The organism is Streptomyces collinus (assembly GCF_031348265.1).
Lineage (GTDB): Bacteria > Actinomycetota > Actinomycetes > Streptomycetales > Streptomycetaceae > Streptomyces > Streptomyces collinus.
In genome coordinates this window covers 8,515,699-8,539,370 of record NZ_CP133771.1, presented here as the reverse complement: position 1 = coordinate 8,539,370, position 23,672 = coordinate 8,515,699, and the positions used below count along the sequence as shown (strand labels likewise).

28 protein-coding genes are annotated in these 23,672 nt (G+C 70.8%); 13 read left to right on the top strand and 15 right to left on the bottom strand.

The window, feature by feature from the left end; translation table 11 throughout:
• Both RFN52_RS38555 and RFN52_RS38550 read right to left on the bottom strand, forming a co-directional pair.
• Positions 1–714: a Type 1 glutamine amidotransferase-like domain-containing protein gene (locus RFN52_RS38555; RefSeq protein ID WP_184853545.1), complete on the bottom strand. Its 714-nt coding sequence runs from the start codon at positions 712–714 to the stop codon at positions 1–3.
• Between the two features lie 70 nt (positions 715–784).
• Positions 785–1,882: a barstar family protein gene (locus tag RFN52_RS38550; protein ID WP_184853544.1), complete on the bottom strand. Its 1,098-nt coding sequence runs from the start codon at positions 1,880–1,882 to the stop codon at positions 785–787.
• Positions 1,883–2,059: 177 nt separating this feature from the next.
• Between RFN52_RS38550 and RFN52_RS38545 the strand changes: the two genes are divergently transcribed.
• Together RFN52_RS38545 and RFN52_RS38540 are read left to right on the top strand one after the other, a co-directional pair.
• Positions 2,060–2,635 (top strand): dihydrofolate reductase family protein, encoded by a 576-nt coding sequence (locus tag RFN52_RS38545; protein WP_184853543.1) that lies wholly within the window; start codon positions 2,060–2,062, stop codon positions 2,633–2,635.
• 20 nt (positions 2,636–2,655) lie between these two features.
• Positions 2,656–2,829, top strand: a complete 174-nt coding sequence (locus RFN52_RS38540; RefSeq protein WP_184853542.1) for a hypothetical protein — start codon at positions 2,656–2,658, stop codon at positions 2,827–2,829.
• On the opposite strand, the gene RFN52_RS38535 is transcribed toward RFN52_RS38540, so the two are convergent.
• From RFN52_RS38535 to RFN52_RS38520, 4 genes are all read right to left on the bottom strand, one after another.
• Positions 2,826–3,119 (bottom strand): hypothetical protein, encoded by a 294-nt coding sequence (locus RFN52_RS38535; protein ID WP_184853541.1) that lies wholly within the window; start codon positions 3,117–3,119, stop codon positions 2,826–2,828. The genes RFN52_RS38540 and RFN52_RS38535 overlap by 4 nt on opposite strands.
• Before the next feature lie 32 nt (positions 3,120–3,151).
• A complete protein-coding gene (locus RFN52_RS38530) occupies positions 3,152–3,868 on the bottom strand; it encodes a hypothetical protein (protein WP_184853540.1) in 717 nt (238 codons plus the stop codon).
• Between the two features lie 114 nt (positions 3,869–3,982).
• Positions 3,983–4,750 (bottom strand): class I SAM-dependent methyltransferase, encoded by a 768-nt coding sequence (locus RFN52_RS38525; protein WP_184853539.1) that lies wholly within the window; start codon positions 4,748–4,750, stop codon positions 3,983–3,985.
• Positions 4,751–4,823: 73 nt separating this feature from the next.
• Entirely contained in the window at positions 4,824–5,306 is a 483-nt protein-coding gene (locus RFN52_RS38520; protein ID WP_184853538.1) for a MarR family winged helix-turn-helix transcriptional regulator, read from the bottom strand.
• Between the two features lie 106 nt (positions 5,307–5,412).
• On the opposite strand from RFN52_RS38520, the gene RFN52_RS38515 reads away from it, so the two are divergent.
• Both RFN52_RS38515 and RFN52_RS38510 read left to right on the top strand, forming a co-directional pair.
• Complete coding sequence (locus tag RFN52_RS38515) at positions 5,413–6,159, top strand: dienelactone hydrolase family protein (protein ID WP_184854201.1); 747 nt, start codon at positions 5,413–5,415, stop codon at positions 6,157–6,159.
• Positions 6,160–6,210: 51 nt separating this feature from the next.
• Positions 6,211–6,333 (top strand): hypothetical protein, encoded by a 123-nt coding sequence (locus RFN52_RS38510; protein WP_268254268.1) that lies wholly within the window; start codon positions 6,211–6,213, stop codon positions 6,331–6,333.
• A 61-nt stretch (positions 6,334–6,394) separates the two neighbouring features.
• Here RFN52_RS38510 and RFN52_RS38505 read toward each other — a convergent pair whose 3' ends face one another.
• Positions 6,395–6,952 (bottom strand): maleylpyruvate isomerase N-terminal domain-containing protein, encoded by a 558-nt coding sequence (locus tag RFN52_RS38505; protein WP_184854200.1) that lies wholly within the window; start codon positions 6,950–6,952, stop codon positions 6,395–6,397.
• Positions 6,953–7,048: 96 nt separating this feature from the next.
• Between RFN52_RS38505 and RFN52_RS38500 the strand changes: the two genes are divergently transcribed.
• Positions 7,049–7,516, top strand: coding sequence for a MarR family winged helix-turn-helix transcriptional regulator (locus tag RFN52_RS38500; protein ID WP_184853537.1), 468 nt, complete (start codon positions 7,049–7,051; stop codon positions 7,514–7,516).
• Positions 7,517–7,622: 106 nt separating this feature from the next.
• On the opposite strand, the gene RFN52_RS38495 is transcribed toward RFN52_RS38500, so the two are convergent.
• On the bottom strand, positions 7,623–8,552 hold the full coding sequence (locus tag RFN52_RS38495; RefSeq protein ID WP_374050203.1) for a hypothetical protein: 930 nt from the start codon (positions 8,550–8,552) through the stop codon (positions 7,623–7,625).
• 418 nt (positions 8,553–8,970) lie between these two features.
• Positions 8,971–9,366 carry a RidA family protein gene (locus RFN52_RS38490; protein ID WP_184854199.1) on the bottom strand — a complete coding sequence of 132 codons (396 nt, stop codon included), beginning with the start codon at positions 9,364–9,366 and terminating at the stop codon, positions 8,971–8,973.
• A gap of 136 nt (positions 9,367–9,502) precedes the next feature.
• On the opposite strand from RFN52_RS38490, the gene RFN52_RS38485 reads away from it, so the two are divergent.
• From RFN52_RS38485 to RFN52_RS38475, 3 genes are all read left to right on the top strand, one after another.
• Complete coding sequence (locus tag RFN52_RS38485; protein ID WP_184853535.1) at positions 9,503–10,471, top strand: helix-turn-helix transcriptional regulator; 969 nt, start codon at positions 9,503–9,505, stop codon at positions 10,469–10,471.
• Between the two features lie 191 nt (positions 10,472–10,662).
• On the top strand, positions 10,663–11,190 hold the full coding sequence (locus tag RFN52_RS38480) for a DUF4232 domain-containing protein (protein WP_184853534.1): 528 nt from the start codon (positions 10,663–10,665) through the stop codon (positions 11,188–11,190).
• A 159-nt stretch (positions 11,191–11,349) separates the two neighbouring features.
• Entirely contained in the window at positions 11,350–11,976 is a 627-nt protein-coding gene (locus tag RFN52_RS38475; RefSeq protein WP_184853533.1) for a class I SAM-dependent methyltransferase, read from the top strand.
• Between the two features lie 40 nt (positions 11,977–12,016).
• Here the strand turns inward: RFN52_RS38475 and RFN52_RS38470 are convergent, their stop codons facing one another.
• Positions 12,017–12,721: a TetR/AcrR family transcriptional regulator gene (locus RFN52_RS38470; protein ID WP_184853532.1), complete on the bottom strand. Its 705-nt coding sequence runs from the start codon at positions 12,719–12,721 to the stop codon at positions 12,017–12,019.
• A 65-nt stretch (positions 12,722–12,786) separates the two neighbouring features.
• On the opposite strand from RFN52_RS38470, the gene RFN52_RS38465 reads away from it, so the two are divergent.
• Positions 12,787–14,445: an FAD-binding oxidoreductase gene (locus RFN52_RS38465; protein WP_184853531.1), complete on the top strand. Its 1,659-nt coding sequence runs from the start codon at positions 12,787–12,789 to the stop codon at positions 14,443–14,445.
• A gap of 796 nt (positions 14,446–15,241) precedes the next feature.
• Here the strand turns inward: RFN52_RS38465 and RFN52_RS38460 are convergent.
• Entirely contained in the window at positions 15,242–15,988 is a 747-nt protein-coding gene (locus RFN52_RS38460) for a hypothetical protein (protein WP_311241165.1), read from the bottom strand.
• A gap of 680 nt (positions 15,989–16,668) precedes the next feature.
• Between RFN52_RS38460 and RFN52_RS38455 the strand changes: the two genes are divergently transcribed.
• The 4 genes from RFN52_RS38455 to RFN52_RS38440 all read left to right on the top strand — a co-directional run bounded on the left by RFN52_RS38455 (position 16,669) and on the right by RFN52_RS38440 (position 19,926).
• The gene (locus tag RFN52_RS38455) at positions 16,669–16,980 is read left to right on the top strand and encodes a hypothetical protein (RefSeq protein ID WP_229856960.1); all 312 of its coding nucleotides are present in this window, start codon (positions 16,669–16,671) and stop codon (positions 16,978–16,980) included.
• A gap of 118 nt (positions 16,981–17,098) precedes the next feature.
• Positions 17,099–17,866, top strand: coding sequence for a restriction endonuclease (locus tag RFN52_RS38450; RefSeq protein ID WP_425579480.1), 768 nt, complete (start codon positions 17,099–17,101; stop codon positions 17,864–17,866).
• A gap of 153 nt (positions 17,867–18,019) precedes the next feature.
• Entirely contained in the window at positions 18,020–19,387 is a 1,368-nt protein-coding gene (locus RFN52_RS38445; protein ID WP_184853527.1) for a cell filamentation protein Fic, read from the top strand.
• Between the two features lie 113 nt (positions 19,388–19,500).
• On the top strand, positions 19,501–19,926 hold the full coding sequence (locus RFN52_RS38440; RefSeq protein ID WP_033308871.1) for a DUF6003 family protein: 426 nt from the start codon (positions 19,501–19,503) through the stop codon (positions 19,924–19,926).
• Between the two features lie 86 nt (positions 19,927–20,012).
• Here RFN52_RS38440 and RFN52_RS38435 read toward each other — a convergent pair whose 3' ends face one another.
• The 4 genes from RFN52_RS38435 to RFN52_RS38420 all read right to left on the bottom strand — a co-directional run bounded on the left by RFN52_RS38435 (position 20,013) and on the right by RFN52_RS38420 (position 23,620).
• The gene (locus RFN52_RS38435) at positions 20,013–20,684 is read right to left on the bottom strand and encodes a hypothetical protein (RefSeq protein WP_184853526.1); all 672 of its coding nucleotides are present in this window, start codon (positions 20,682–20,684) and stop codon (positions 20,013–20,015) included.
• A 274-nt stretch (positions 20,685–20,958) separates the two neighbouring features.
• A complete protein-coding gene (locus RFN52_RS38430) occupies positions 20,959–21,477 on the bottom strand; it encodes a hypothetical protein (RefSeq protein WP_184853525.1) in 519 nt (172 codons plus the stop codon).
• Positions 21,478–21,693: 216 nt separating this feature from the next.
• The gene (locus RFN52_RS38425) at positions 21,694–22,899 is read right to left on the bottom strand and encodes a glycoside hydrolase family 64 protein (RefSeq protein WP_184853524.1); all 1,206 of its coding nucleotides are present in this window, start codon (positions 22,897–22,899) and stop codon (positions 21,694–21,696) included.
• Positions 22,900–22,996: 97 nt separating this feature from the next.
• Positions 22,997–23,620: a DUF998 domain-containing protein gene (locus RFN52_RS38420; protein WP_184853523.1), complete on the bottom strand. Its 624-nt coding sequence runs from the start codon at positions 23,618–23,620 to the stop codon at positions 22,997–22,999.
• Positions 23,621–23,672: the final 52 nt, after the last annotated feature.

Below are 23,672 nucleotides of genomic sequence, written 5' to 3'. Positions count from 1 at the left end.
TCACTCATCGAGCAGCCGGCATGGCAGCGCTCGCTCGACGGCCTCATCCGCGCCGTCTGCCTGCACCCAGTACAGGCGGGCATCCGGAGTCCGGCTGACCGCTTCGTCGAGACGTCCGTCCGCGAACAGGGCACCCACTCCGTCCTCGATCGCCCACCCGGCGGACAACCTGCCGGTCGCCACGGCTTCCCGGTAGGAAGCGCGACGCCCTGGTTCGCTGTCGTAGTGCGGGCACACCGAGCCCGGCAGGAGACCCAGCCCGTCCTGGAGGAACGTCAGCGGACCGAAGGAGTCCGTGTGCGAGCCGCTGGCCCAGCAGTTGGCGCCGGCACTGATGCCGCACAGCAGCGTCCCGCGGTTGCAGGCCTCGCCCAGCACCCGGTCGACCCCGTGCGCACGCCACACCGCCAGAAGGTTCGCGGTGTTGCCGCCGCCCACGTACACGACATCCTGGTCGAGCAGGAACCTCCGTAGAGCCTCGTCATTCAACTCCCGCCGGAACAGCGACAGGACGGACGGCTCACACCTGCGTGGCGCGAACGCGCTCAAGAACTGATCGATGTATGCGGGTGCGTCACCACTGGCCGTGGGGACGAAACACACCTTGGGGCGTGGGCGGCCTACGTGGCCGAGCAGCCAGTCGTCCAGCAGCCCGTCCTCGTCCGTCGAGAAGCCTCCCCCCAGAAGAGCTACGCGTCGAGCCGGTGTGACCATCGCTGTGCCTCCGGAGGCGTAGGTGTCGTGTGGTCAGGAACGGGACACTTGCCCCGGTTCACTTTTACGTTCACGCGAAGGTGACACCCACCCGGCCCTCGGCCAGGACGTCGAGGACCAGGGCGACCAGGTCGTACGGTTCACCCTCTGCGGTCAGGACGTGGGAGAGGTGCTCGCGTGCGGGTGCGATGTCCCGCCAGAGGAGGGTGGCGGGGGCGGTGTACCCGAAGTCGCCCCGGAGGCAGTCCGCGAGGGCGGCCACGCAGGCGCCGAAGTAGCCTCCCGGCCCGTTGAAGGCCTCGCCGAGTGCCAGGTAGAGGCTCGGCTCGTCGGTGATGTGGCGGCCGTCCAGCTCGTACGACTGTCCGGCCGGCCGGTCCTGGTGCTTGAGCAGGCAGCCCCGGTCGCGGACGAGTTCGAGCCAGGCCTCGCGCTCCCGGGTGTCCAGGCCGGCCCAGGCGCCGGGGGCTTCCGGCGGGCCGGCGAGCCAGCGATCCCAGAGGGGCCGGGCGTATCCGGGGACGGGTCTGTCGAGTTCTTCGTCGAGTTCCAGGTCGATGAGATCCGGCCCGTGGGAGGAGGGGCGCCACGAACGGACCTTGGGCCGCAGCAGCCGGTCGGCGAGCGGCTCGCCGCTGTCGTCCCGGATCTCCAGCCAGGCCTGGTCCAGGTCCAGGGCGCGCCGGGTGCCCGTCGCCAGTGCCTGTCGCAGCCGGTCACCCGGCGAGAGTCCCCGCAGGACGAGCGAGGGAGCGGCCTGCTCGTCCGGCAGGACGCGCGTGAACTCCCGGCACGTGCCCAGCCATCGGTACCCGTCGTGCAGGCGGACCGGAGCCCGGTGCCCTTCCGGTGGGCCCATGTGGTCGTCCAGGCCCGTCAGCACGAGAGCATCCGTTCGCCGTTGCCGTCCGAGGCTTGCCGCGTCCTCCAGCAGCCATGGGTCGAGCGCTTCGTCCTGCGGTACCAGCCACACCCGGCATCCGACCCAGCCGCGCACCTCGGCAGCGTCCGGCACCCAGTCGAAGAGTTCGTAGGTCGCGCGCCCGGGCTCCCTGAAGAGTCCCTCCACCTCGGCACAGACTCCCCAGACGTGGCCGTGCTCCGACTCCGTAAGGGCGTACCGCCACCGACCGCCTCGTCCTCTGCCTCCATGCACGGGGGGAATCATGCCGTGATCAGGGCCGTCTGTCTCCGCCGTTCGAGCGGTCCGGGGCCACGTGTGGCGGGCGGAGCGATGAGTTTCGCAAGCGCGCCGGGTCCAAGGGTGCGACGGTCACCGGAACGCATCCGAAGACGATCGCCCGTTGTGTACGTCCCCCGACCGACCGCACGCGAGGAGAGCCACATGACCGCCACCTACACCTTCGACGTCTTCTCCAGCCTCGACGGCTACGGCGCCGCCGGCGCCGACTGGACCGGCTACTGGGGCAAGCAGGGCCCCGAGCTGCTCGACCACCGCCTCGCCCTCTACGGCGAGGAGCAGCGGATGGTCTTCGGGGCGCGTACGTACCGGGCCTTCACACAGATGCTGGCTTCGAGCACCGAGGAATCCGACGTGCGCGACCCATGGGTGACGCGGATGCGGAGTTTGCCGGCGACGGTGGTGTCGAGGACGTTGGAAGGTCCCCTCGACTGGCCCGACGCGACACTCGTCAGCGGTGACGCCGTCGAGGTCGTCGCCCGGCTCAAGGAGGAGTCCGAGGTGCCGTTGCGCTCCCACGGCAGTCTGTCGTTGAACCGCGCGCTGATGGCGGCCGGACTGGTGGACCGCTTGCAGGTGACACTCTTCCCCGTCATCACCGGCCGGACCGGGCTGGACCGGATCTTCGAGGACGCAACGGACTTCGATCTGGAGCTGGTCGAGAACCGGACGCTCGACGGACACATCCAGGAGCTGGTCTACCGCCCCACCCTCCACTGACCCCCGGTAGCCTCACGCTCATGGACCAACTGCCCGCGAGCGTGGACCACGACATTCTGGCGCACCGGAGCATCGCCGCGATCGCAACGATCCGCGAGACGTTCGGCTGCACGATCCATCAGGCACTCGACGCCTATGCCCAACGGTACGAGGAACTCCGTCGCGACCGCCCGGGCGACTTCCACCCCTCCTAGGCGTTGGCGTGGCGACGCCAAGCCGGCCTGCGCGGAGCTGCGTGATGCGCGGGCTCGTCCGGGTGGTCGGCCTGCTGACGCCTCAGCCAGATGGCCGTCATGACGAGCAGGGCGGCGAAGACCACCAGGAACGCCACCGAAACCCACATCTGCCTGCTGCCGGGGTCGTCCCACCCCGCCGACACGGCCGAAACGGCCCACAGGAAGGCGCCCCCGGCGTAGAACGTGCGCATCCGGCGCAGCTGCCGGAGGGCTCGTACGGATTCAGCGTGATCGTTTTCGGTAGCCATGCCGACGCAGGTACCCCGATCCGCGCCGCCTATCAGCCCTCGCCGATTTCCCGCCTCGCGGCCACGCCCGGACGGTGGTGTGAGACGAGGTACGGCTCGTCGAGGCGGGCGTCGTCGGCGCGGTCGCGCACCTCGGTCAGCAGCCAGCTCAGCAGCTCGGCGGAGGCGTCGTACTCGTCGTAGAAGCCCATGTGCAGTTCGGTGATCTCGTACTCGACCAGCACGTCGTCGATGAAATCGGCCAGTTGCGCGTCGGCGGCGTCGGTGCGGGTGGCGGTCCAGATGTCCAGCCAGGGGCGCAGGGCTCCGGTGGCGACGGTGATGAGGCTGAGGGTATCCCTGACGGAGACGGGACCGGGACGGCTGTGCAGGGTGGCGTGCCACCAGACGGCCCAGACGTCGTGAAGTGCGCCGGCCAAGGGCGCGTCCCAGGTGGTCCATTCCGCTGCGACCAGGCGTGAGGCGATGAGGTTCTCGTCGACATGGAGACGGCCGGTGACGGCGCTGCGGACGATGCGCGGGGCGAGGCGGCGGTAGAGGCGGGGGAAGTCGTCCCAGTGGCTGGGGACTTCCGCTGCCACGGCGCACAGCAGGTCGTCGGTTATCAGGTCGAGCGGTCCGGAGAGTTCGGCCAGACCCTCGTCGCCGTAGCAGTACGTGCATCCGCTGACGGGGAAGGGTTCTTCCGAGGCGAAGGCGCGGTCCAGGGCGTCGAGCGCTGATGCGAGCTGCTGTTGGTGGCGGGACATGGCGACCTGCAAGGGGGACTCCGACCGGATGACCGGCGAAGATCGCAGGGTATCAGGTGTCTTGCGAGAGACTCGGGCCATGGGGGGCGTACAGGCCGACGGTGGTGGCCTCGTTCAGGCCTCGTGGCTCCGGCGCGCGAGGTGGACGGTGATGTCGGAGGTCATCTCGACCGTGTCCGGGAGGACCTGCCGGATCCGGCTGAACACCTGATCTCGCACCGAGGCCGGCAGAACGAGATAGGCCGAGACGGTGGACAGTTGCCCGACGTAGTCGCGGGCGGTCATCGTCACCTGCCGTTCGATCACGGCCTGTCGGACATCGGTGAACCACTCGGACCGTTGCAGCTCGCTCCCGGGCCACTGCATCTCATGACCGGGAGGGGTCCCGTCGGGGGACGGAATCTCGTCGCTCTCCAGGAACGGTGCCCTCGCCGCGTGGACGGCTTCCCGCACGGCCGGGTCGGTCAGCCGGAACGGCCCGCCGAACGAGGCGAACACACCACCCGGCTCCAGTAGCGCGGCGACGCGTGGCCACCGGCCCTCCGGGTTCGTCCAGTGCAGCGCTGCCGCCGCGTAGACCAGCCCGTAGCGCTCCCCCGGCCGCAGGCCCTCGAACGCGGTCTGCACCGTGGTGACGTTCGCCGGCACGTGCTTGCGCAGCTCGGCGAGCATGGACCCGTCGGGCTCGGTCGCGGTGACCGCGATCCCCCGCCGGGCGAACAGCCGGGTTGCCTTCCCCGTCCCGGCACCGATCTCGAGGGCGGTCCGAACCGGGCGGCCCGCGTACGCCGTCACCATCTCGAACAGCTCCACGGGGTACCCGGGCCGGAAGCGCTCGTAGGCTTCCGCGACCCCTCCGAAGCTCAGGGCACGACCCGACATGCCGAGCATCCTGACACACGGGTATGAGGGACGAGCGGCCGGGGAGATCATCCGCCGTGCGGGTCGGGGCGGCTCAGGAGCCCCGGGTGTGGTGGTCCAGCAAGCGAGTGAGCAGCTGCACGAACTGGTCGCGTTCGGCCCGGCTCAGCGGTGCGAGGAGCCGGTCGTGGAGGTCGTCCAGGACGTGGTCCAGGCGGCGCAGGTGGCGGCGGCCCCGGGCGGAGATCGTGATGACGTTGCGGCGCCGGTCGTCGGGATCCGGCGCCCGCTCGACGAGGTCACGCTCTGCCAGTTCGTTCAGCACGCCCACCATGTCGCTGCGGTAGATGCCGGAGCGTCTGCTCAGCTCCGCCTGGCTGGCCGGCCCGTACTCGTGCAGTGAGGCGAGCACGGCGTAGTGCCACTTGCGGGCATCGGCCTCGGCCAGGCCCTCGGTGATCAGCCGGTCCGACCGGGTGGTCAGGTGCGACAGCAGTCGGCCGGCCTGCCGGCGCAGCCTGTCGGGCGTCCGGAGGGCGCCGTCATCGGGCAGGTCGGCTGCTTCGGCTCTGGTCACGGCACCGACCCTACCCGTTGTGTTAGTCCCACTAACGATGTACGTTCGCCGAGCCAGAACGTCAGTGCGACCAACGCCAGTTGAGTGCTTTCACGACGGGACGATGTTGCCCACCAAGACACTGCTGATCCCCACCGAGGACGGCCGGGCCGACGCCTTCGCCGCCCATCCCGACGACGGCGAACGGCACCCCGGGGTGCTGATGTACCCCGACGGTTTCGGCATCCGGCCCGTGCTGCGGGAGATGGCCCGCGAACTCGCCGGGCACGGGTACTACGTGCTCGTCCCCAACGTCTTCTACCGGCACGGCCCGGCTCCGGTCATCGAACTTCCCGAGCACATCGGGGAAGAGGCCCGGCCCGCGATCTTCGCCCGGCTGATGCCCATGATCGAGGCGCACGGCACCGAACGCGTCCTGAGTGACGCCGCCGCCTACCTCCGGTTCCTCACCACCCGGCCCGAGGTCGGGGCCGGGCCGGTGGCGGTGACCGGCTACTGCATCGGCGGCCTCCTGGCGATGCGCACCGCCGCGGCCCGTCCCGGCCTGGTCGCCGCCGTCGCCGGGTTTCACGGCCCCGTGGCGGCCGACGGGCCCGAGGGTCTGCACCGCCTCCTGTCCGGGCTCACCGCCGAGGTGCTGCTCGGTCACGCCGCATCCGACCTGACGCCCGAGGCGCTCGGCGAGCTCAACGGTGCATTGGATGCCGCGGGGGTCTCTTACACCTCCGAGATCTATCCCGGCACCGTCCACGGCTTCACGATGTCCGACACCGACGCCTTCGACCCGAAGGCGCTGCGACGGCACTGGGACCGGTTGCTTCCCCTCCTCGGACGCACGCTGGCCGTCGGCTGACACCCGCTCGACATCGCGACCGGCGCACAGGCCCGGGCTCATCATGAAGGCATGACCCACCGTGACGACTTCCTGGCGTGGGTCACCACCGCCCTGTACGAGGCGGAGCTCGCCCTGCACAACGGAGACGCCTCTCCCCGCCGGGCGCTCTGGTCGCGCAACGAGCCCGGGTGAGAGTGCCCGCCCCCGACCGGTAGTCCGCGACCTGCGCCGGACGCTCTCGCCCTTCGGTGCCTCACCGGGAAGTCGCGACCCCCGTCCATGACTCCCCGGCGCGTTCGGCCCACTCCCGGGCCGCTTCCTGGCGGCCGGTGAGCAGCAGGAGAAGGGCCGCGATCGGGCCGCGGACCTCCGGGCCGGCCCCGCGCGTGAACTCGATGTCGGTGGCGACGAGCCGGGCCTTCGGCAGGGGCCACGGGCGGGGCGGGATGCGCATGGTCCACACCCGGTCGGCGGCGTCACGGGCGGCGGCAGGGGGCATCCGGCGCGTCCGGCCGAGCGCCAGGGCGATGTCCTGCCCATGGACGAGGAGGTCGAGGAGCGGCTCGCGGGGCGAGGTGGTGGGCGCCAGGCGGCGGGAGCCGACGATCGAGCGGAGGTGGGCGGCGATCTCGGCGACGGGCAGCGCCCCTTCGCGCACCGCCGAGTTCAGATGCGCGGCCACGTCCCGCACTCGCCAGTCACCGCACCGCGTGCGCGTCTCCCATCCCTCGGGGCTCAAGCCGTCCAGCAGGTCGGCCAGGCTCGTCCGCTCCTGGTCGACGATCCGCCAGAGCTCGTCGGTGTCCAGCACTGCACTCACGACATCACCCACCCAAATGGTAAGCTTCTCTGACCAAAGTAGTCAGGGAAGCTGACTAATGTCAAGAGGAGCGGGGTATCCACGGCCATGGGTGCGGGAAGCGAGCCGACGCCGGCGACGGAGAGCGACCTGAACACGGGGGTGCTCCTGTTCCTGCCCTACCGGGCCCTGGAGAACCGAGTCTTCGCCGCGCTCGCCGAGGCCGGTTTCGACGACTTCACGCCCGCCCAGGCCCGGGTCATGCAACGCATCGGCCCGGAGGGCACGCGCCTCACCGAGCTGGCCGAACAAGCCCAGATCACCAAGCAGACCGCGGGCTTCCTCGTCGACCAGCTGGAGAAGGCGGGCTACGTCACCCGGGTGCCCGACCCGACCGACAAGCGGGCCCGCCTCGTCCGCGGAGCGGAGAAGGCCTGGGCGGCCAAGGAGGTCGCCGACGCGGTGGTGGCCGAGGTGGAGAGGGAGTGGGAGGAACACCTGGGCAAGCGGCGGATGAAGCAGCTGCGGGAAGCGCTCACCCTGCTCAGGCAGATCACCGACCCGTGGGCCGTGTGAGGTAGAACCACCAAGAGGGTCCCGGCGGATCAAAGAGACCTGAGATCCGAACCGAATGATGAGCGGGCCGCTGCGATCGCGGCGCTGTGGACGCCCCCTCAGACGTTCATGACCGGTGCGCGTCGTGGTACCTGCGCAGCCGGGGGGTGCGTATGGCGGGCAGGCCGACCAGGGTGTACTCGAAGGCGCGGTGGTGGGGCGTCAGCGGGCACCAGGGGCGCGGCGGCAGGGGATAGTCGTCGCGCAGGACTCCGTCCGGAAGCACCCCGGTCGCGGGCATCGGTGAGGTCTCGCCCTGGTGGGCGAGGTACGCCCAGACCCCGCTGTCCAGCGGCACCAAGACCCCATCGTCGCCGGGTGGGCGCCAGGGTGTGCCCGTGAGGGGGTGCCGGGGGACGAGGAGGACGTCGGGACGAGGGTGGGGCGTGCGGATTCCCGGACCGGCCAGCCCCACGGTACGGGCATCGGGCCCGGCTGGCAGGTACCGGCCGACGGCGTGGCCGAGCAGCTCGGTGACGGGGCCGGCGGGAAGGATCACGGGGCGGTCCTCAGTGGCTGCCACGAGGTGGGCCAGCGCGACCCCGAGCGCCGCCTCCCAGCGACGGCTCCACGACCCGTCGGGTTCGACCGGTGGGACGCGGTGCTCGGGGCGCTCCAGCTCGTCCCAGTCGGGAGGCGGACCGGCGGGGAGTCCCGAAGGGTGGCGTACGACCGCGTCGGGCTCCAGCCACACCGTCTGCCACATTCCGCAGTCGTCCATGCGGGTCGCCACGGCCCGCCCGCACCCCTCGCACGCCAGGTTGGGGCCGTTTCGGCCGTCCACACCCCGGCAGTAGCCCTCGCACTTCTCGGGTATCAGGGCCATGGACCGGGAGTCTCCGGGAGCGATGACGATCCTGTTCCGTGCGCCGAAGGAGACGGAGTACACCGGCGCGTACACGCCCTGCCGGGCAGCCGCGTCCTCTCCGGCCTCCTCCCACAACCGCCACGGCGGTCCGGTGGGCCGGGGGTCGACGGCGTACGTCGCGGGCTCCATCAGCGGAGGATGAAGTTCCTCCCATCCCCCGTGATGGGTGTGGACCGGGAGGGCCACTCGGGACACCGGCGCAGTCAACTCCGTGCCGCACCCGGCACACGCGAACACGTCCAACCAAGCTCCCCCTCGCCCCGATTCCCCGGGAATTGTGACTCACCCATGGCGAAGGACCCACCGGATTTTCGGTAGGGCCGGTTCGCGGCGCGAGCGTTTGCCGACCCTGGACGGCGTTCTCGGCGTCCTCGGCGTCCTGGGGCCGGCGCAGTTCGGTGGTCGGTGCGAGCTCGCAGGAAGGAGCCGCGGTCGAAGCCGTAGACGCCGATCGTCACCATTCTGAGCATCACCCATCACCCACCTGCCCGCTGCACGTGCCGGTGCGTTGTGGCCGGCACGGGCAGCACGAGGGGGCGAGGTCGCGTCACGCGACGGCGGTTCCCTCAAGTTCCACCATCTGACCGGGGACGGCCAGCCGCGTCACCCCGAGCATCGTGGTGGCCGGTGCCACCCCGGCGGCGCCCAGCCGCGACGCCAGCACTCCGTAGTGCGGGAACAGCAGATCGACGTCGGTGGTGTAGACGTTGAGCCGGACGAGGTTCGCGAGGGACATGCCGGCCTCGCCGAGCACGGCCTCCAGGTTGTCGAGGCTCAGCGCCAGCTGTGCGGCCATGTCACCGTCGTGCCGGGGCTTGCCGTCGCCGCCCATCGCGGTCTGTCCGGAGCAGTACAGGGTCCGGGTGTGCTCGGAGACGACCTCACCCTGGTTGAATCCCATCCCGGCCGACCAGGTCACCGGGTTGATCGCCGTTCGTTCCACTGCCACATCCGCTCCATTCGGGTCATGGGGATGGCGTACGTCCATCGGCGCGGGTGCCACCGTCGTCGACGTCGCTGCTGGAGAGCCTTCCAACGAATCACGACACCCTTGGTCATGTATTCGTTAAGGTCCCCGTATGCGCGCCGATCGGCTGGTCTCCTTGGTGCTGCTGCTGCGTCAGCGCGGTCGGCTGACCGCGGACACGCTGGCCCGCGAGCTGGAGGTGTCCACCCGTACGGTGCTGCGCGACATCGAGGCGCTGTCGGCGGCCGGGGTCCCGGTGTACGCCGAACGCGGCCGGCACGGCGGGTTCGCGCTGCTGCCCGGTTTCCGGACCGAGCTCACCGGCCTGAACCACGACGAGGCCCTTGCGCTGCTGACCGCCGGATCGGGGCGCGGTGAGCAGGCGTTCGGCCTCGGCTCGGCGCTCGCTTCGGCCATGCGCAAGGTGGTCGACGCACTGCCCGAAAGCCATCAGACCACCGCGAGCCACGCGGCCCGGCGATTCCTCGTCGAGCCGGAGACCGACCTGCTCTCACGCCGGGCGGTCACCGATGAGATCCCCGAAGCGACCATGGTCGAGATCCGGCGCGCGGTGCTCGCCGGACACAAACTGCGCGTCCACTACGCGGCCACGGGCCAGTCACCGCAGTGGCGCACGGTGGACCCGATCGGCCTGGTAACCGTGCGCGACCGGGGCTACTTGCTGGCCACGAGATCCGGCGCGGACCGCACCTACCGGTTGTCGCGGGTGCTCGCGGCCGAGGAACTCCCCGAAACCGCGCAGCGACCGGACCGGGTCGATCTGGACCGGATCTGGCGGGAACGCTGCGCCCAGTTTTTGTCCGGTGACCACATCGCCGTGCTGGTACGGGTGGACCCGAAGCGGCGGGAAGAACTGCTGGGCAGCGCGGTGGCCGTCCGCACCGCGGAACTCGACGCCGACGGCCGACTGCGGCTGGAGGTGACGTTCCAGGATCTACGACACGCCGAGTGGGCACTGTGGCAGCTCGGCACGGACGCGGAAGCCCTGGCTCCGGGGGCGTTGCGCACCGCCCTGCGCGACCGCGCCGCCGCGATGGCCGCCCGGTACGCAGACACGTAGGAGGCCGATCGCTCCTCCGCGTCCCGGCATGCCGTTCCAGGCAGCTGGCATCTGTGCTGGTCAGCGCCCGTTCCAGCGTTCCGGCGTCCCGAAGTGACCCTCTTGTGTGGCGGCTGGGACGCGTCGCGGAACAGGCTGAGGTCGTCCGAGCGGCTTGCCGGACAACCCACTTCGCACCATGGAGATCTCGAATGCGCTCGCGCTTTGCCGCCCCGTCCGCCCGCCTCGCTCTGGCCGCGGTCGCCGCGGTGGCCATCACCGCCACCGCGACCGCCCCGGCCACGGCCACCGCCGACAGCCGAAGCACCGCCGTGCGGGCCTGCGTGACCAAGGACCTGACCTACAAGGTCAGCCTGAAGACGCAGGCGGGCGGCTACTTCCTCGTCACCGCCAAGGCCAAGTCCGGCGTGACCTGTTACCTGGAGGGCGTCTTCCCCTCCGCCTCCTTCGGCTCCTCCGCCGACACCGAGGTGTCGCCGGCCGAGCACGCCGTCAGCGACAGGGTCACCGTGTCCGGCTCCACCGCCGCGTACGCCGGCATCAACCCGAAGACCACGAACAACGACCACGGCAGGGAGTTCGGCTTCCTCCACCTCGCCGTCGCGGGCGACGAGAGCAACGCCGTCACCCTCGCGCTCCCCGAGACCGCCACGGTCGACCGGCCCATCGCCACCAACTGGCACGCCGACCCCGACGACGCGGTTCCCTTCTCCGCCTGACGGCTCCGGCACCAGCCGCGCCCCGGCCCAGGGTGTGTCCCTGGGCCGGGGCGCGGCCGTCTCCTCGGCCGCACGGGGCTCTTTGCCGTAACGGCAAGATTCCGTACCGAGCGCGAGGCGCCCGTCGAGACTGGGCCTCCACCCGCACAAGGAGGCCCGATGAGCACCACCGATGCGCTCGCGTTCTGGGACGGCGTCTACGCGGCCCGGCCGGCAGCCGACGCCCCGCGGCCCAACGCCCGCCTCACCGAGACGGTTTCGGACCTGCCACCCGGTCAGGCACTGGACCTCGGATGCGGCGAGGGCGGCGACGCACTGTGGCTCGCCTCCCAGGGCTGGCATGTCACCGCGGTCGACATCTCGGCCGTGGCGGTCGAGCGGCTCACCGCCCTCGCCGGCTCCCAGGGGCTGGGCGATCGCGTCAACGCCGTGTGCCACGACCTGCAGGCGTCCTTCCCGCAGGGCGGGTTCGACCTGGTCTGCGCCCACTACCTGCACACCCCCTTCGGCCTGGACCGTTCGACCGTCCTGCGCTCGGCCGCCCACGTACTGCGCCCGGGCGGACGGCTGCTGGTGGTCGACCACGGATCGACCGCGCCCTGGTCGTGGAACCAGGATCCGGACATCCGGTACCCGAGCCCGCGGGAGGTCGCCGCCGGAATCGGCCTGGACCCGGAGACCTGGACGGTCGAGCGGGCCGAGACACTCCACCGGGTGGCGACCGGCCCGGACGGCCGCACCGCAGAGGTCACCGACCACGTCCTCCTGATCCACCGCGTCGCCTGACCGCCGCCCGGAACGAGCGACGCCGCCCGCGTCGGTCACATCACTCCGAGGCCTCCGTGAGGAGGGTGCGGCCGGCTGCGAAGAGTCGTGCGCAGCGCTGCGCCATGGCTTCGGGGGACTCGTCGGGGTGGCTGACCCACCAGCGGACCAGTGCGGTGCACAGACCGCGCCAGGCGTAGGCGAGGGCGTCGGCGTCGAGCGGGTCACTGGAGCAGGTCGTCCGCAGGAGGTCGGCGGTGCCGGTCGCGGCGAGGTCGTCGATGGCGCGGCGGTAGTACGCAGCGCGCCGTGCGGCGTCGCTGTCGGGCGGCAGCGTGGTGTCGTAAAGGACGAACCATGCCTCGCGCTGCCCGTCCAGGGCGGAGAACAGGGCGTGCAGCACGCGCAGGGCGGTGGGCTGCCCGACGGAGGCGGGTCCGGTCACGGCGGTGGACTGCGCGGCGGAGGCAGGTCCGGTCACGGCGGTCGACTGCGCGGCGGAGGCGGGTCCGGTCATGGCGGTGCGGACGGCGTGCAGCAGCCGGTCGCCCACGGGGTTCAGACACGCGAGGTAGAGGTCCTGCTTGCTGCCGAAGTAGTGGTGCAGCAGGGGCTTGGTGACACCGACCCGGGTGGCGACGGCGGCCACGGTGGTGGCTTCGTAGCCGCGGCGTCCGAACTCCTCGGTCGCCACGTCCAGAACCTGTCGTTCGCGGGCGGCCCTGGGGACCCCCTTGGTGCCGGCCTTCGAGGGAGGCGTTGTCATGAAGTGGATATTACCCTACGGTAAATTTCCGATGGGTCACTTCACCGGCCTCGATGGGAGCGCGCATGCCTGCCTCACCCTCCGGCCCCGTCACCTCCCGCACCCGCTCCTGGTGGGGCTGGGGGTACACGGACGCACACCCCGACGACGCCGAATGCGTGGCGCTGGGGGCCCTGTTGCCGGGCACCCCGGGCCGTCCGCTGCCGGTGCCCCGGGTCGCCGACCTGTCGATCGGCCGCCCCGGCGTGACACCCCCGACCGCGCTGGCTCACCTCGTCACGACCGATCCCGGCGTGCGCGCCGCCCACGCCATGGGCAAGGCCTACCGCGACGTCATCCGGGCCCTGCGCGGCCGGCCGGGCCGGATCCCCGACCTGGTCGCCCGCCCGACCGACGACCGGGAGGTGGCCGACCTGCTGGACTGGGCCGGCGGGCGGGGTGTGGCCGTCATCCCCTTCGGCGGCGGCTCCTCCGTGGTCGGCGGCGTGGAGTACCGCGGCGACGCCCACCGGGCCGTGCTCTCACTCGACCTGACGTCGATGGACCGGGTCCTGGAGGTCGACACGGTCAGCCGTTCGGCCCGCATCCAGTCAGGGGCGCTCGGTCCCGTGCTGGAGGCGCAGTTGCGGCCCCACGGCCTGACCCTGCGCCACTTCCCGCAGAGCTTCGAGTTCTCCACCCTCGGCGGCTGGCTGGCCACCCGGGCCGGAGGCCATTACGCCACCGGCCGCACGCACATCGACGACTTCGTGCAGTCCCTGAGCGTGGTCACGCCCGCCGGACCTGGCACGTCCTGGCGGCTGCCCGCCTCCGGTGCGGGACCCTCGCCCGATCGTCTGTTCCTCGGCTCCGAGGGCGCGCTCGGCATCATCACCGAGGCGTGGATGCGCCTCCAGGAGCGGCCACACCACAAGGCGTCGGCGTCGGTGGCGTTCGCCGACTTCCAGCAGGCGCTGGAGGCGGTGCGCGCCATCGCCCGGTCCGACCTCTCCCCCGCCAACTGCCGTCTGCTCGATCCCGGCGAGGCGCTGCTGTCCGGCGCCTCCCACGACGGCTCCTCCGTCCTGGTGCTGGGCTTCGAGTCCGCCACCTCGCCCGTCGACGACCGCCTCGCGAGCGCCCTGGACCTGGCCCTCGCCCATGGCGGGCGTGGCGCCCATGGCGGGCGTGGCGGCCATAGCGGGCGTGGCGGCCATAGCGGCCTTGGCGGGACGCCGGCAGCGGACGGCGGGGCCCCCGCCGACACGGCGGTGAGCGCCTGGCGTTCGGCATTCCTGCGCATGCCTTATCTGCGGGACGGTTTGGCCCGCATGGGCGCCGTCGTCGAGACCTTCGAGACCGCCGCCACCTGGGACCGGGTTCCGTCCCTGATCGACGCCGTCCGCACCGAGGTGAGCTCCGTCGCCTCGAAGGCCACCGGGCACCCGGCCACGGTCAACTGCCGCCTGACACACGTCTACCCCGACGGCGCCGCGCCCTACTTCACCGTGGCCGTCGCCGGCCGCCCGGGCGACGAAGTGCGCATCTGGGACGACATCAAGGCTGCCGCGAGCGAAGTCCTCCACCGCTACCGCGCCACCATCACCCACCACCATGCCGTCGGCCGCGACCACCGTCCCGGCTACGACCTCCAGCGCCCGGATCCCTTCGCGCTGGCGCTGCGCGCCGCCAAGGACGCCCTGGACCCCCATCGCATCCTCAACCCGGGCGTCCTGATCGACTGACCGTTCGCCTCAACTCCGGTGCGTGCCGGTCGTTATGCGAGCCAGAGCGAGCTACGCCGATGACGCGCCGGCACGATGTCGATCGTGTCCACCGCATCGAGCGCGAGCTCGTCGGCGGTGGAGTTCACCAGCCGCAGGAGAGCGCCTGCCTGAGCTCGTAGCCGCTGCCGCGCCCGGCGTTCCTCCGTGACGGACCACTCGGCCACGGAGCGGTCCCGCTGGTGTCGGGCGAAGGAGTAGATCGCAACCGTCCGGCGGACCGTGCGAGGTTGGGGCCGCCTGGACTGTCGTGCGGCGTCGGTGAAGGTACGCGCGCTGTACCTGAGGTCGTAGAGGATCACGGAGCGCCAGGGCTTTCCCGACGAGGCGATGGCACTCCGGCTGTGCGCAGGGGGAAGGTGATGAGCGGTGCGTGTCACGGAACTCCGATCGCAGCCACCGCCAGGTATGTCCTGGCGGGCTACCGGAAGCCCGTCGGTCCTGTCGAACGCATGTTTCCCATGGGCGTGAGCCTATCTCGCTGCGCCGCTACGTGCGGCCGATGTCCGGCAGACGCAGTCGCCCGGGGTCCGGTGTGTGCGGGCTTGGCGCGGCTCACAGTCGCCAGGTGTTCAGGACCGGTCGCGGAGGTCTTCCATGCCCGGACCATGTGATCAGGCGCCTCCCGCGCGGTCTCTTGACCGTGCCTGTCAATGTCGAGTGCGCCATCGAGGACCACAGCCTCCGGGTCCATCAGGACCACCTCAAGGACATGGGCCGCGTCCGCGAACGGAAGTACTACGCGAGCCTTGATGGCTCAAGTCCCGATGTGCAGCCAGCTGTCGCCGGCGCGGAGCCAGAGGACACCGTCGCGGCCCTGGGCGCAGTACATGACCACCGGCCCCGGTAGTCGCAGCTTCTCCTGAGTGGTGATCACCCAGGCATCGTCGACGAGCTCCGCGCGGCTCAGTCCGACGCCGGGACGGTTGTGGAAGCGGCGAGTGAGGAGCATCCGGGTGCCGCGGACGGCGATGCCGTCGGTGTCTCTCAGGGGGGTGCGGTAGTTGGTGAGGTCGCCGGTGCCGGGGACGACTCGGGAGAGGAAGGCACCCTTGTGGCTGTACCAGGCGAGCCAGGTCATGCCATCCTCGGTGGCTGCCGCGTGTCCGCCGAGGGGCCATACGGGGAGTCGTCCTCGAGGGCCCCAGGTGTGGGCACCGTCGGCGTCCCAGCGGGCAAGGCCGGCACCTGACTCCGGGTGATCCCCATAGATGCCCTCGTCACCGTGCGAGGTCCAGATGCCGCCGTCGCGGTCGGTGAGGATGAAGTCGATGTCGTCGCCGATGCACAAGCGGCTCACCGGCTGTCCGTCGCCGGAGTACACGACCGCGTTCTTCTCCCAAGTCCCGTTCCGATCCCGGGATGTGCGGCCTGACGCCAGCAGGAACCGGGACCGCGGGAGCAGGGCCAGGTGGCTGGTCCACGCGGGTATGCCGGTCACGGAGACGCGATGCTCAACACCGCCCGAGACCACGACCAGGACGCCGTCACACGGAGCCGCCACGCTCCATCCCACCCATCCCTTGACATGCGGGGAATGGCGCAGGTGCCTCTCCTGGACCAGCATCACCGCGAGTACGCCGCTCGGTCCGACGGTCCAGCACAAGGCCCGCCATCCAGCTCGGGCGTCCTCTGGGGGCACGCTCCATGCGACAGGCAGTTCACCAAGCGTCATCGGCCGTTCACCTCTTGGACTCCGGGACCCAACGGCGCCCGAAGAGATGTACGTTACCCGGCGGGATCCGCGCCCCGTACGGCCTGGACCTGTGGCAGGGCCTGCCGGAGGCCGAGGAGCCGCGGTTCCTCAGCACGCTGCCGATGCCGCCGACGCCCGAGCAGCAGGCCGAGATCGACGCCCCCCGTACAGCCCGTACATCTGGGCGGCATGGCGTTCAACGAGCACGCGCCCAACAGCGTCGAGCTGGAGGACTTCGCGAACTCGCGCCTCGTCCGCGCGAAGGCCGGCTGCATCCGAGGCGGCATCAACGGCCAGGCGAGTGCGGCGATGGGCGAACAGCCCGGCGATCAGGCGCGGGCAGCTGTGGCAGGATGCCGGCATGGTTCTGATCCGAAAGGGCAATGCCGCGTAGGCGCCCGAAGGCCGTCCGCGCCGAGCGGTGGCGGCCCCCCAAGCACACGCCGGTTCGCCGGATTCCGGCCGTGTCGGCCCGAACTCGGGCAGCAGTGCGGCGTGTTGAGGCCGAACGTCTGTGGCCCGACGCCGTTGCTGTAGCTCTCAGCCGCTTCGAGAGGGCCTTCAGCCAGCCGGGGCGTTACCTGGAGGGCCCCTACGAGAGTCCCGGCATCGAGATCGAAGACGGTCGTGACGACCTGGAAGAGGTCCTGCGACACCTGCCCACAGGTGCCCGGGCGGATCTGGGCCGCCTGGTGGAGCGGATCGACGCGGAGTTCGAGCGCCGCACGCTTCCGAATCCGGGGTGGGTGAGCGAGTGGACCGCGGGGCGCTGGTGGTGGTGGCGCCTCCGGGAACGATGACGCGGCGCGACCGGCGGCCCCGGGCGGGTGTCGCAACCGGGGGCCGGAGCGGTGAAGCCGGTGATCTTGGGAAGACGGTGGGAGTGATCTTGCTGTTGGTCCCAAGAGGGGGGATGTAGTGACAGTGCCTCCGCAGCGCACTCGGCTCATGAAGCGCCGTCGGTATGGGTTCGATCTTCGGTCGACGGCCCTGTTCTTCGTGTTTCTCGCGGTGGTCGTGATCGTCCTGGGCCTCGCCGCCCGTGTGGCGGCGAACACCGTCGAGCAGCGTCCTGCCTGGGTGTTCGTCCTGGTCGTGATAGGTGTCGCGGGTTGCCTGAGCCTACGGCGCCGGATGCGCGTGGCGGGAGTGGCACGCCGGGCCGCCGCAGCACTCGACGAGGCGGCCAGGGCGGCGGCCGAGGAGCTTCAGGCTCCACCGGTTCCCCGCCGGCGGGCGGCCGCCGAGGTCGTCGTCGACTACGAAGCCCTGACGCCGGAGGAGTTCGAGGAGGCGATCGCGGCGCTCTGCGAACGGGACGGCTGCTCAGGTGTTGAAGTCGTGGGAGGCGCTGGGGACTTGGGCGCCGACGTCCTGGCCGCGACGCCCGACGGGCGTCGCATCGTCATCCAGTGCAAGCAGTACGGCGAGACCCACCGGGTCGGTTCGCAGGATCTGCAGCGTTTCGGCGGCACCTGCTTCACCGTGCACGAGGCCGACGTCGCCGTGCTGGTCAGCACGAGTGACTTCACAGCGCCGGCGCTGGAGTACGCCGAGCAGTGCGGGATCGTGTGCGTGGACGGGGAGACGCTGGAGGCGTGGACGGACGGCACCGGTCCCCGGCCCTGGGACATGGCCCCGGGCGTCGGGGCGGCCGGGTGGGAGACGGCCGGTGCCGAGTTCTGAGATGCCCGCGAACGCGGCCCATGTGTCCCGGCCGCGGTCCCTTCGATGCCGCCGGGACCGCGGCCGGGATCGTGCCCGCATGCCGACGGAGATCGCGGGGTCCCGGGGATATTCGCTTGATCGGGCGCGGGGCGGGCGTGGCAGGCTTGCGCGGTGATACCTGTGCTGGCACCTGGGTTCCTGAGCTGGGACGAGGCGGACCCCGCCCGCCACCCCTTCGACGCCGCGTCCGCGGAGCAGGTGGTCCGCTCGCTCGGGCCGGCCCGCTGTGTGCCGCGTCGGCCGGATGTCGCGTTCGCCGATCCGGTGATGAGCGACTGGAGTTGGGGTGAGGCCAGGCGGTGGGCCGATGCCATGTCGCATGCCTTGATGGAGCATTACGGCCGTTGGGCGGCGGGCTGGCGCTGGTCGCACGACGAAGGAGACTTCGACGGCGGGCCGGTCGGGCACTGGTGCTGCCCGCGCGACTCGATCACCACCCCCGAGGAGACGCTCACCCGCGTGGTCGCGGCCCTGTGCGAATGGCGCGCATGGCTCGAAAGTCTCGCCGGGTGGATCGAGGCGTACCCGCTGGACCTGGACACCGTCGAGGACGACCGGATCCTGTGGGACCGGGCCGCCCGCAACCTGATCCTTCAGGTGACCGACCGCACCGGCTGCGGCAGCGGCTGGCACAGGCACTGCCACCAGGTGCTCACCTGGTTCCTCGACCGCTGGACCGTCCCACCCGACCTCGCGGAGGAGCTGGTCGACCGTGCCATCGGCGGGCGGTTCCTGAGCTGGACCGGCCCTGACGCTGCGCTGGTCGACGACGTCGCGGAGCGGCTGGCGCAGTCCTTGCGGCCGGCCGACCGGGCGCCGTCCGCCGAGCCGCTGCCGGACCATCTGGAGCGCTGGCTCGCCGTACGGGAGAGCGTGCCGTGGCAGCGGGCCCCGGACAGCGGGGCGGACGGGCCGGTGACCCCGTCCCGCGACGGCGCGGCAGAGGACGTCCGCGAATTCGACGGCGCTCTGGACCCGGACCGGGCCCGCGGCCTGCTCACCGCCCTGGAGCTGCTGCGGGCCGACGCCGCCCGCGACGCCCGCCTCGACTTCGGGCTGCTGCAGCGCTGGCAGCAGCACGTCCTGGGGACGGAGGAGCCCCCGTCGCTGCGCAGCCGGCCCGCCTTCGCGAAGGGCGGCCGGGAACGCTACGGCATCGGCCCCGGCATCCGGGCCCGCCTGGACGCCTGCCTGGCCGAGAGCGCACGCGACACCGCACGGCCCCTCCCCCTGACCGCTCGCGGCGCCCGCGCCTACCTCGACGTCTGCTTCTTCCACCCCTTCGACGACGGCAACGCCCGCGCCGCCTTCCTCACACTGGTCTACGTCCTCGCCCGCGAAGGCATCACCCTCGACGGCGTCATCCTGCTGCGCCGGGTCGCCTTCCACGCCGACGAGCCCAGGGACCCGCTCGTCCTCGCCTCGTACATCGACACCCACATCGCCGAGACCCGGCGCCGCGCCGCCACCCCCGCATGAGCCTCGTCCCCCGTCAGCCGAGTGGTGTTCCCTCTCAGCGGTGATCGGGCTGTATTCCGCGCGCGGCGGGGTAATGGGATGTCGATCAGCACCCTGGAGTGAAGGAGCCGAGGATGACCGACGACGCCTACCTGTTTCTGCTTGACGACGCGTCCGCGCAGCTCGGCGTGGTTCCGGCGGCCGTCGGTGAACTCGCGTGCATGGAGACTCCCGCGGTGCGCGCCTGGCTCGACGCTCAGGGAAGCACGCCGACCTCGCCGCACCTGCGTCTGCTGCCGCCGGAGGAGAGGGCAGCCGTGCCGGAGGGAGCGGAGCGGCTGCCCGTCCCGCTGAGCGAGGAGGAGCTGAACCGCCTCCGCCACCAGATGGCGCCGGAGCCGCTGGCCCGGGTCGAGGAGGAACTGCTCGCCTACCGCGACTGCGCGGACGGGCGGGACGGCCTGATCGGACGAGCACTGGCCGCCGGTGTGGCACCGCACCGCATCGTCGAACTGACCGGGGTGGATCCCGCCACGGTGACCGCCGCCGCGAGCAGTTGACGCCGCGGGGCACCCCGTCGGACGAGAACCGTCTGACGGGGCCGGGCATCAGTCCGCGTGTCTCATCCCTGACCGCCGAGGCCGGATCAGCGACTGCGGGTGAAGACCTTGTCCTGGGCGGAGCCGCCGGCGCACAGCTGCTTCTCGCCGGAGGTCATCTTGCGGGACTTGACCACGACGGCGCTGTGCTTGCCGTCCGTGCCGTTCGGGGCCGGGCCGGTGACCGTGTCGGGCACGAACCAGTAGTAGTGGCCCCACTTGGGGTCGTCGTAGTGGGTCTGCCACGTGCCGGATATCTGCTGCATGACCTGCGCGCGGGAGATCCAGCCCACTTCTCCGGGCTTCACGGTGACGGTGAAGGAACTCGTCTCCGTGTGCGAGCTCTGCCAGGTGTAGTTGTACGTCGCGGTCACACTGGCCGTGATGATGCCCTCGATACCGCCGCCCACGGTGACCGAGCCTCCCACCGAGTGGGATGAGCCCACGGTGTCGGCCCATGACATCGACTGGGAGGCGGGCGACTCGGTGCAGTTGAAGAGCAGTTCAGAGACCTGGCGGGGCTCACCGAGATAGGCCTTGCCGAGCTGCGGCGAGTTGAAGCTGCACTTGCCTTCTCCGGAAGCGCAGTCGGCCAGGATCTGCTCCGCCGTGGGCTGTTCGTCGGCGGCAGCCGGGACGGCCGTCGCGATCACCCCGAGTGCGGTCGCCGTCAGCGCGAGCGTGCGGCTGCCGTACCGCAGGGCGTGGTTCATCGTCATCGTCGGTGCCTCTCACCAGTGCGTGGGGGGAGAGTGACCGCAATTGCCCTTGCTCTGGGAGGGGTTGTGGTCACCGGGTGATGCTCATGAGGCTCACGTAATCGCCGGTCGAGCTACACCAAGGGATGGCAAAGTTGTATTTGATTTTCAAAACTGATGAAGAGCCAACTATATGGTCGTGGAATGGCCAGGACCTGTCCGGTGTGGGGCGGGTGATCTTTCTGATGACGAGTGGGCTCGACTCGAACCAAGTCCGGATGTCAGCCACTGCACGTCAGTCATCGGCGGCGACGATGAGCGTGATCCGCCCAACCGAGCGGTCGATGAGCACGAACTCGTGGAAGCAGTCGTGTACGCGTCCCCAGTCATGAATCGCCTCATCACCGAGATCGCCGAGGTAGTAGATGCCATCGGCAGCGGCCAGGCGGGCGAACACCTCCCGCTGCAGATCTGCGTCCAGCTCGGTGGGCACGTCCCAGAGCGGATCCATCCACTCCCGCAGGATCTGCACGGCCTTCTCCTGGCTGATGTACTCGTACAGGTCGGCAGTGATCAACCGCAGCCAATACGGACCGTGCCGGGTCCCGTCCGGCAGCACTCCACCACGTGCATAGTCGTCCCAGAACTGCTCATGCCCGATCAGCGTGGCAAGCAGCCCTCTATCGGCCACCGACTCCGCAGAGAAGCGGAGCTGCTTGATGTCGACCCACCGAAACCCGTGCTCCTTCGGATCCGGGACGTAGCGCCGAAAGTTGATGAACGCGCTTTCCTCGTGAGCGAGCCCCTTGTCCATCGCGCCAGCCTAGAGGGCAGGCACGGGGACCTGCCGACTCAAGTGACTCAGTGCGGCCTCGCTCTGCGTGCTGTCGACGGCGAAGGCCGCAGTCGGTCATGTGCAGTCTCCAGCCCGCTCGCAGGTGCCGGAGCCCCCTGACCACACCCCCGGGCGACACGGCAAAGCCGCCGCCACCGCGTTGAGTTCGCGGTGCCGGCGGCAATGTCTCGCCGCTCAGCTGAGGGGATCCAGCGTGAGGTAGGCCTGCCGCGGGCTTCCGTCGTGGACGAGTGATTCGTGATGGCCCACGTCGTCGAACGCGAAGGCGTATGCCTTTCCGTCCGCCATCTGGGCGTGGATCTTGCGCGCGTAGTGATTGGTGACGTTGTCCTTGTAGAAGTCGGCGGCACTGGCGTCGGGCTGGCTGGAGTTGACCAGCAGTGTGGAGCGGTTGAAGCCGGCACACAGGGTGCGTGATATCGGCCCGCGCACCTGGTCGTTCGGGGCGTCGAGCCTCCTGTGGCAGCCGAAGACCGAGGATGCGTCCGGCTTCTGGAAGCTCGTGACGACGGCACCGGCGCCGTCGGTGAAGTTCATGACGCCGCCGGAGACCCTGCCGTAGTACTTCGTTCCGGGCCGGTCGGCGAAGGGGGTGACCGTCAGGGTCGACGTGGAGTACTTCTGCCAGACACGGTTGATGTAGTCGTCCATGACGGTGGCCGGCAGGGCGCCGGTCTCCAGGCCGTACAGCGGTGACAGGGCGCGCAGTACGGTGCCGTCGGAGCGGGTCTGGATCAGGTTGGCCCAGCCTCCGGGCTGCCCCCTGAGGGCGTTGAAGAAGCCGTTGTACCCGCCGGGCTTGAGCCGGCCGGTGCTCGCGGTGCTGCCGTCGGCTCGCTGCACTCCCACCGCGTAGGGAGCGGAGAACATGTCGACCTGTGTGCTGTTGATCCACAGGCCGGAGTCGTTGAGCGTGTACTCCGACCAGTTGAACAGAATGTTCCGGTTGGGGTCGGACGGGTTCTGCACCGCCGGCTGGACCAGGCCACCGGTGGTGAGCTTGAAGACCAGCTTCTGGCCGTAGGAGAAGTACACGCGGCCGGAGAACTTCGGCATGCGGATCGTCGCCGACTGGCCCGCGGCCGGGCCCGGGATCGAGGCGTCGGGAGCGGGGGTCGGCGGGTTGCCGCCCGCCGGCCAGGGGTGGAAGGTGCCGGCCGCGTCGGCCCAGCCCTGCCGACCGGTCGAGAGTTCCGTGCCGAGGTTGTAGATGTACAGCTGCTCGCCTCGGGCCGAGTTGTTGGTGATCTTCAGTGGGATCGTCGCCGGGACGGCGGCGTGGGCCGGAGCACCCGTCCCGGTCGCCAGCAGTGAGCCGGCGAGGATCGTGGCGAGGGACAGCCCAGCGGCCGTGGCCCGGCGCCTGAGAGTTCGCAACACGCGCTGCCTCCGTTCGAAAGGTGGCCGATTCGAAACTCTGAGAGCGCTCTCAGATTCACCTCTTGGTCCGGACCTGTCAATGCTTCGGACCGCGCGGTCAGCGCGGACGCCCGAGCGGCCTCGGCTCCCCCGAGCCGCCGCGCGGGGATCCTCGCAGGCAGGAGAGGACGACGACGAAGGGCCAGACCGACTGGAGGGTCGTCACCGCGCGCTCGGCCACACCGGCCACGCCGTGGAGGTTCAGCTCGATCAGGAACCAGGCCGCGCCGGCCGCCATGACCGCGGTCGCCCCCAGGGAGGGGAAGGGGCGCAGGGCCCACGGCACGCCGGTACCGGCCCGGGCCGCCAGGACGGGCCAGGACGCCAGGACGGTGAAGCCCAGGACGGCCAGGGAACCGTGACTCAGGGACCCGCCGCTGCTCGGCGCCGGAACCATCGCCACCGCCAGCGCCGACACGCCCCCTGCCGCCAGGGCCGTCCGCCCCGCGGTCGCGGCCGGGCGCAGACCCCAGGCCGTCAGCAGGTGGCAGAACCCCAGTGCGATGAACGCCGCCGTCATCACCCAGGACCCCGAGTTCCCGGGCGCGGCCAGGACGCTGATCGTCTGGGCGGCGGGGTCGTAGTGGGGGCCCTGCAGCGACGCCGCCACCAGCCAGCCCATGATCAGGAAGAGCGGCGCGCATCCCGACGACACCAGAGCCCATGTAGGAACAGATCGCATCAGGGCACCGTAAAGCGCGGCATCCGTGTGCCCGGGTTCCATCGGGCTGCTC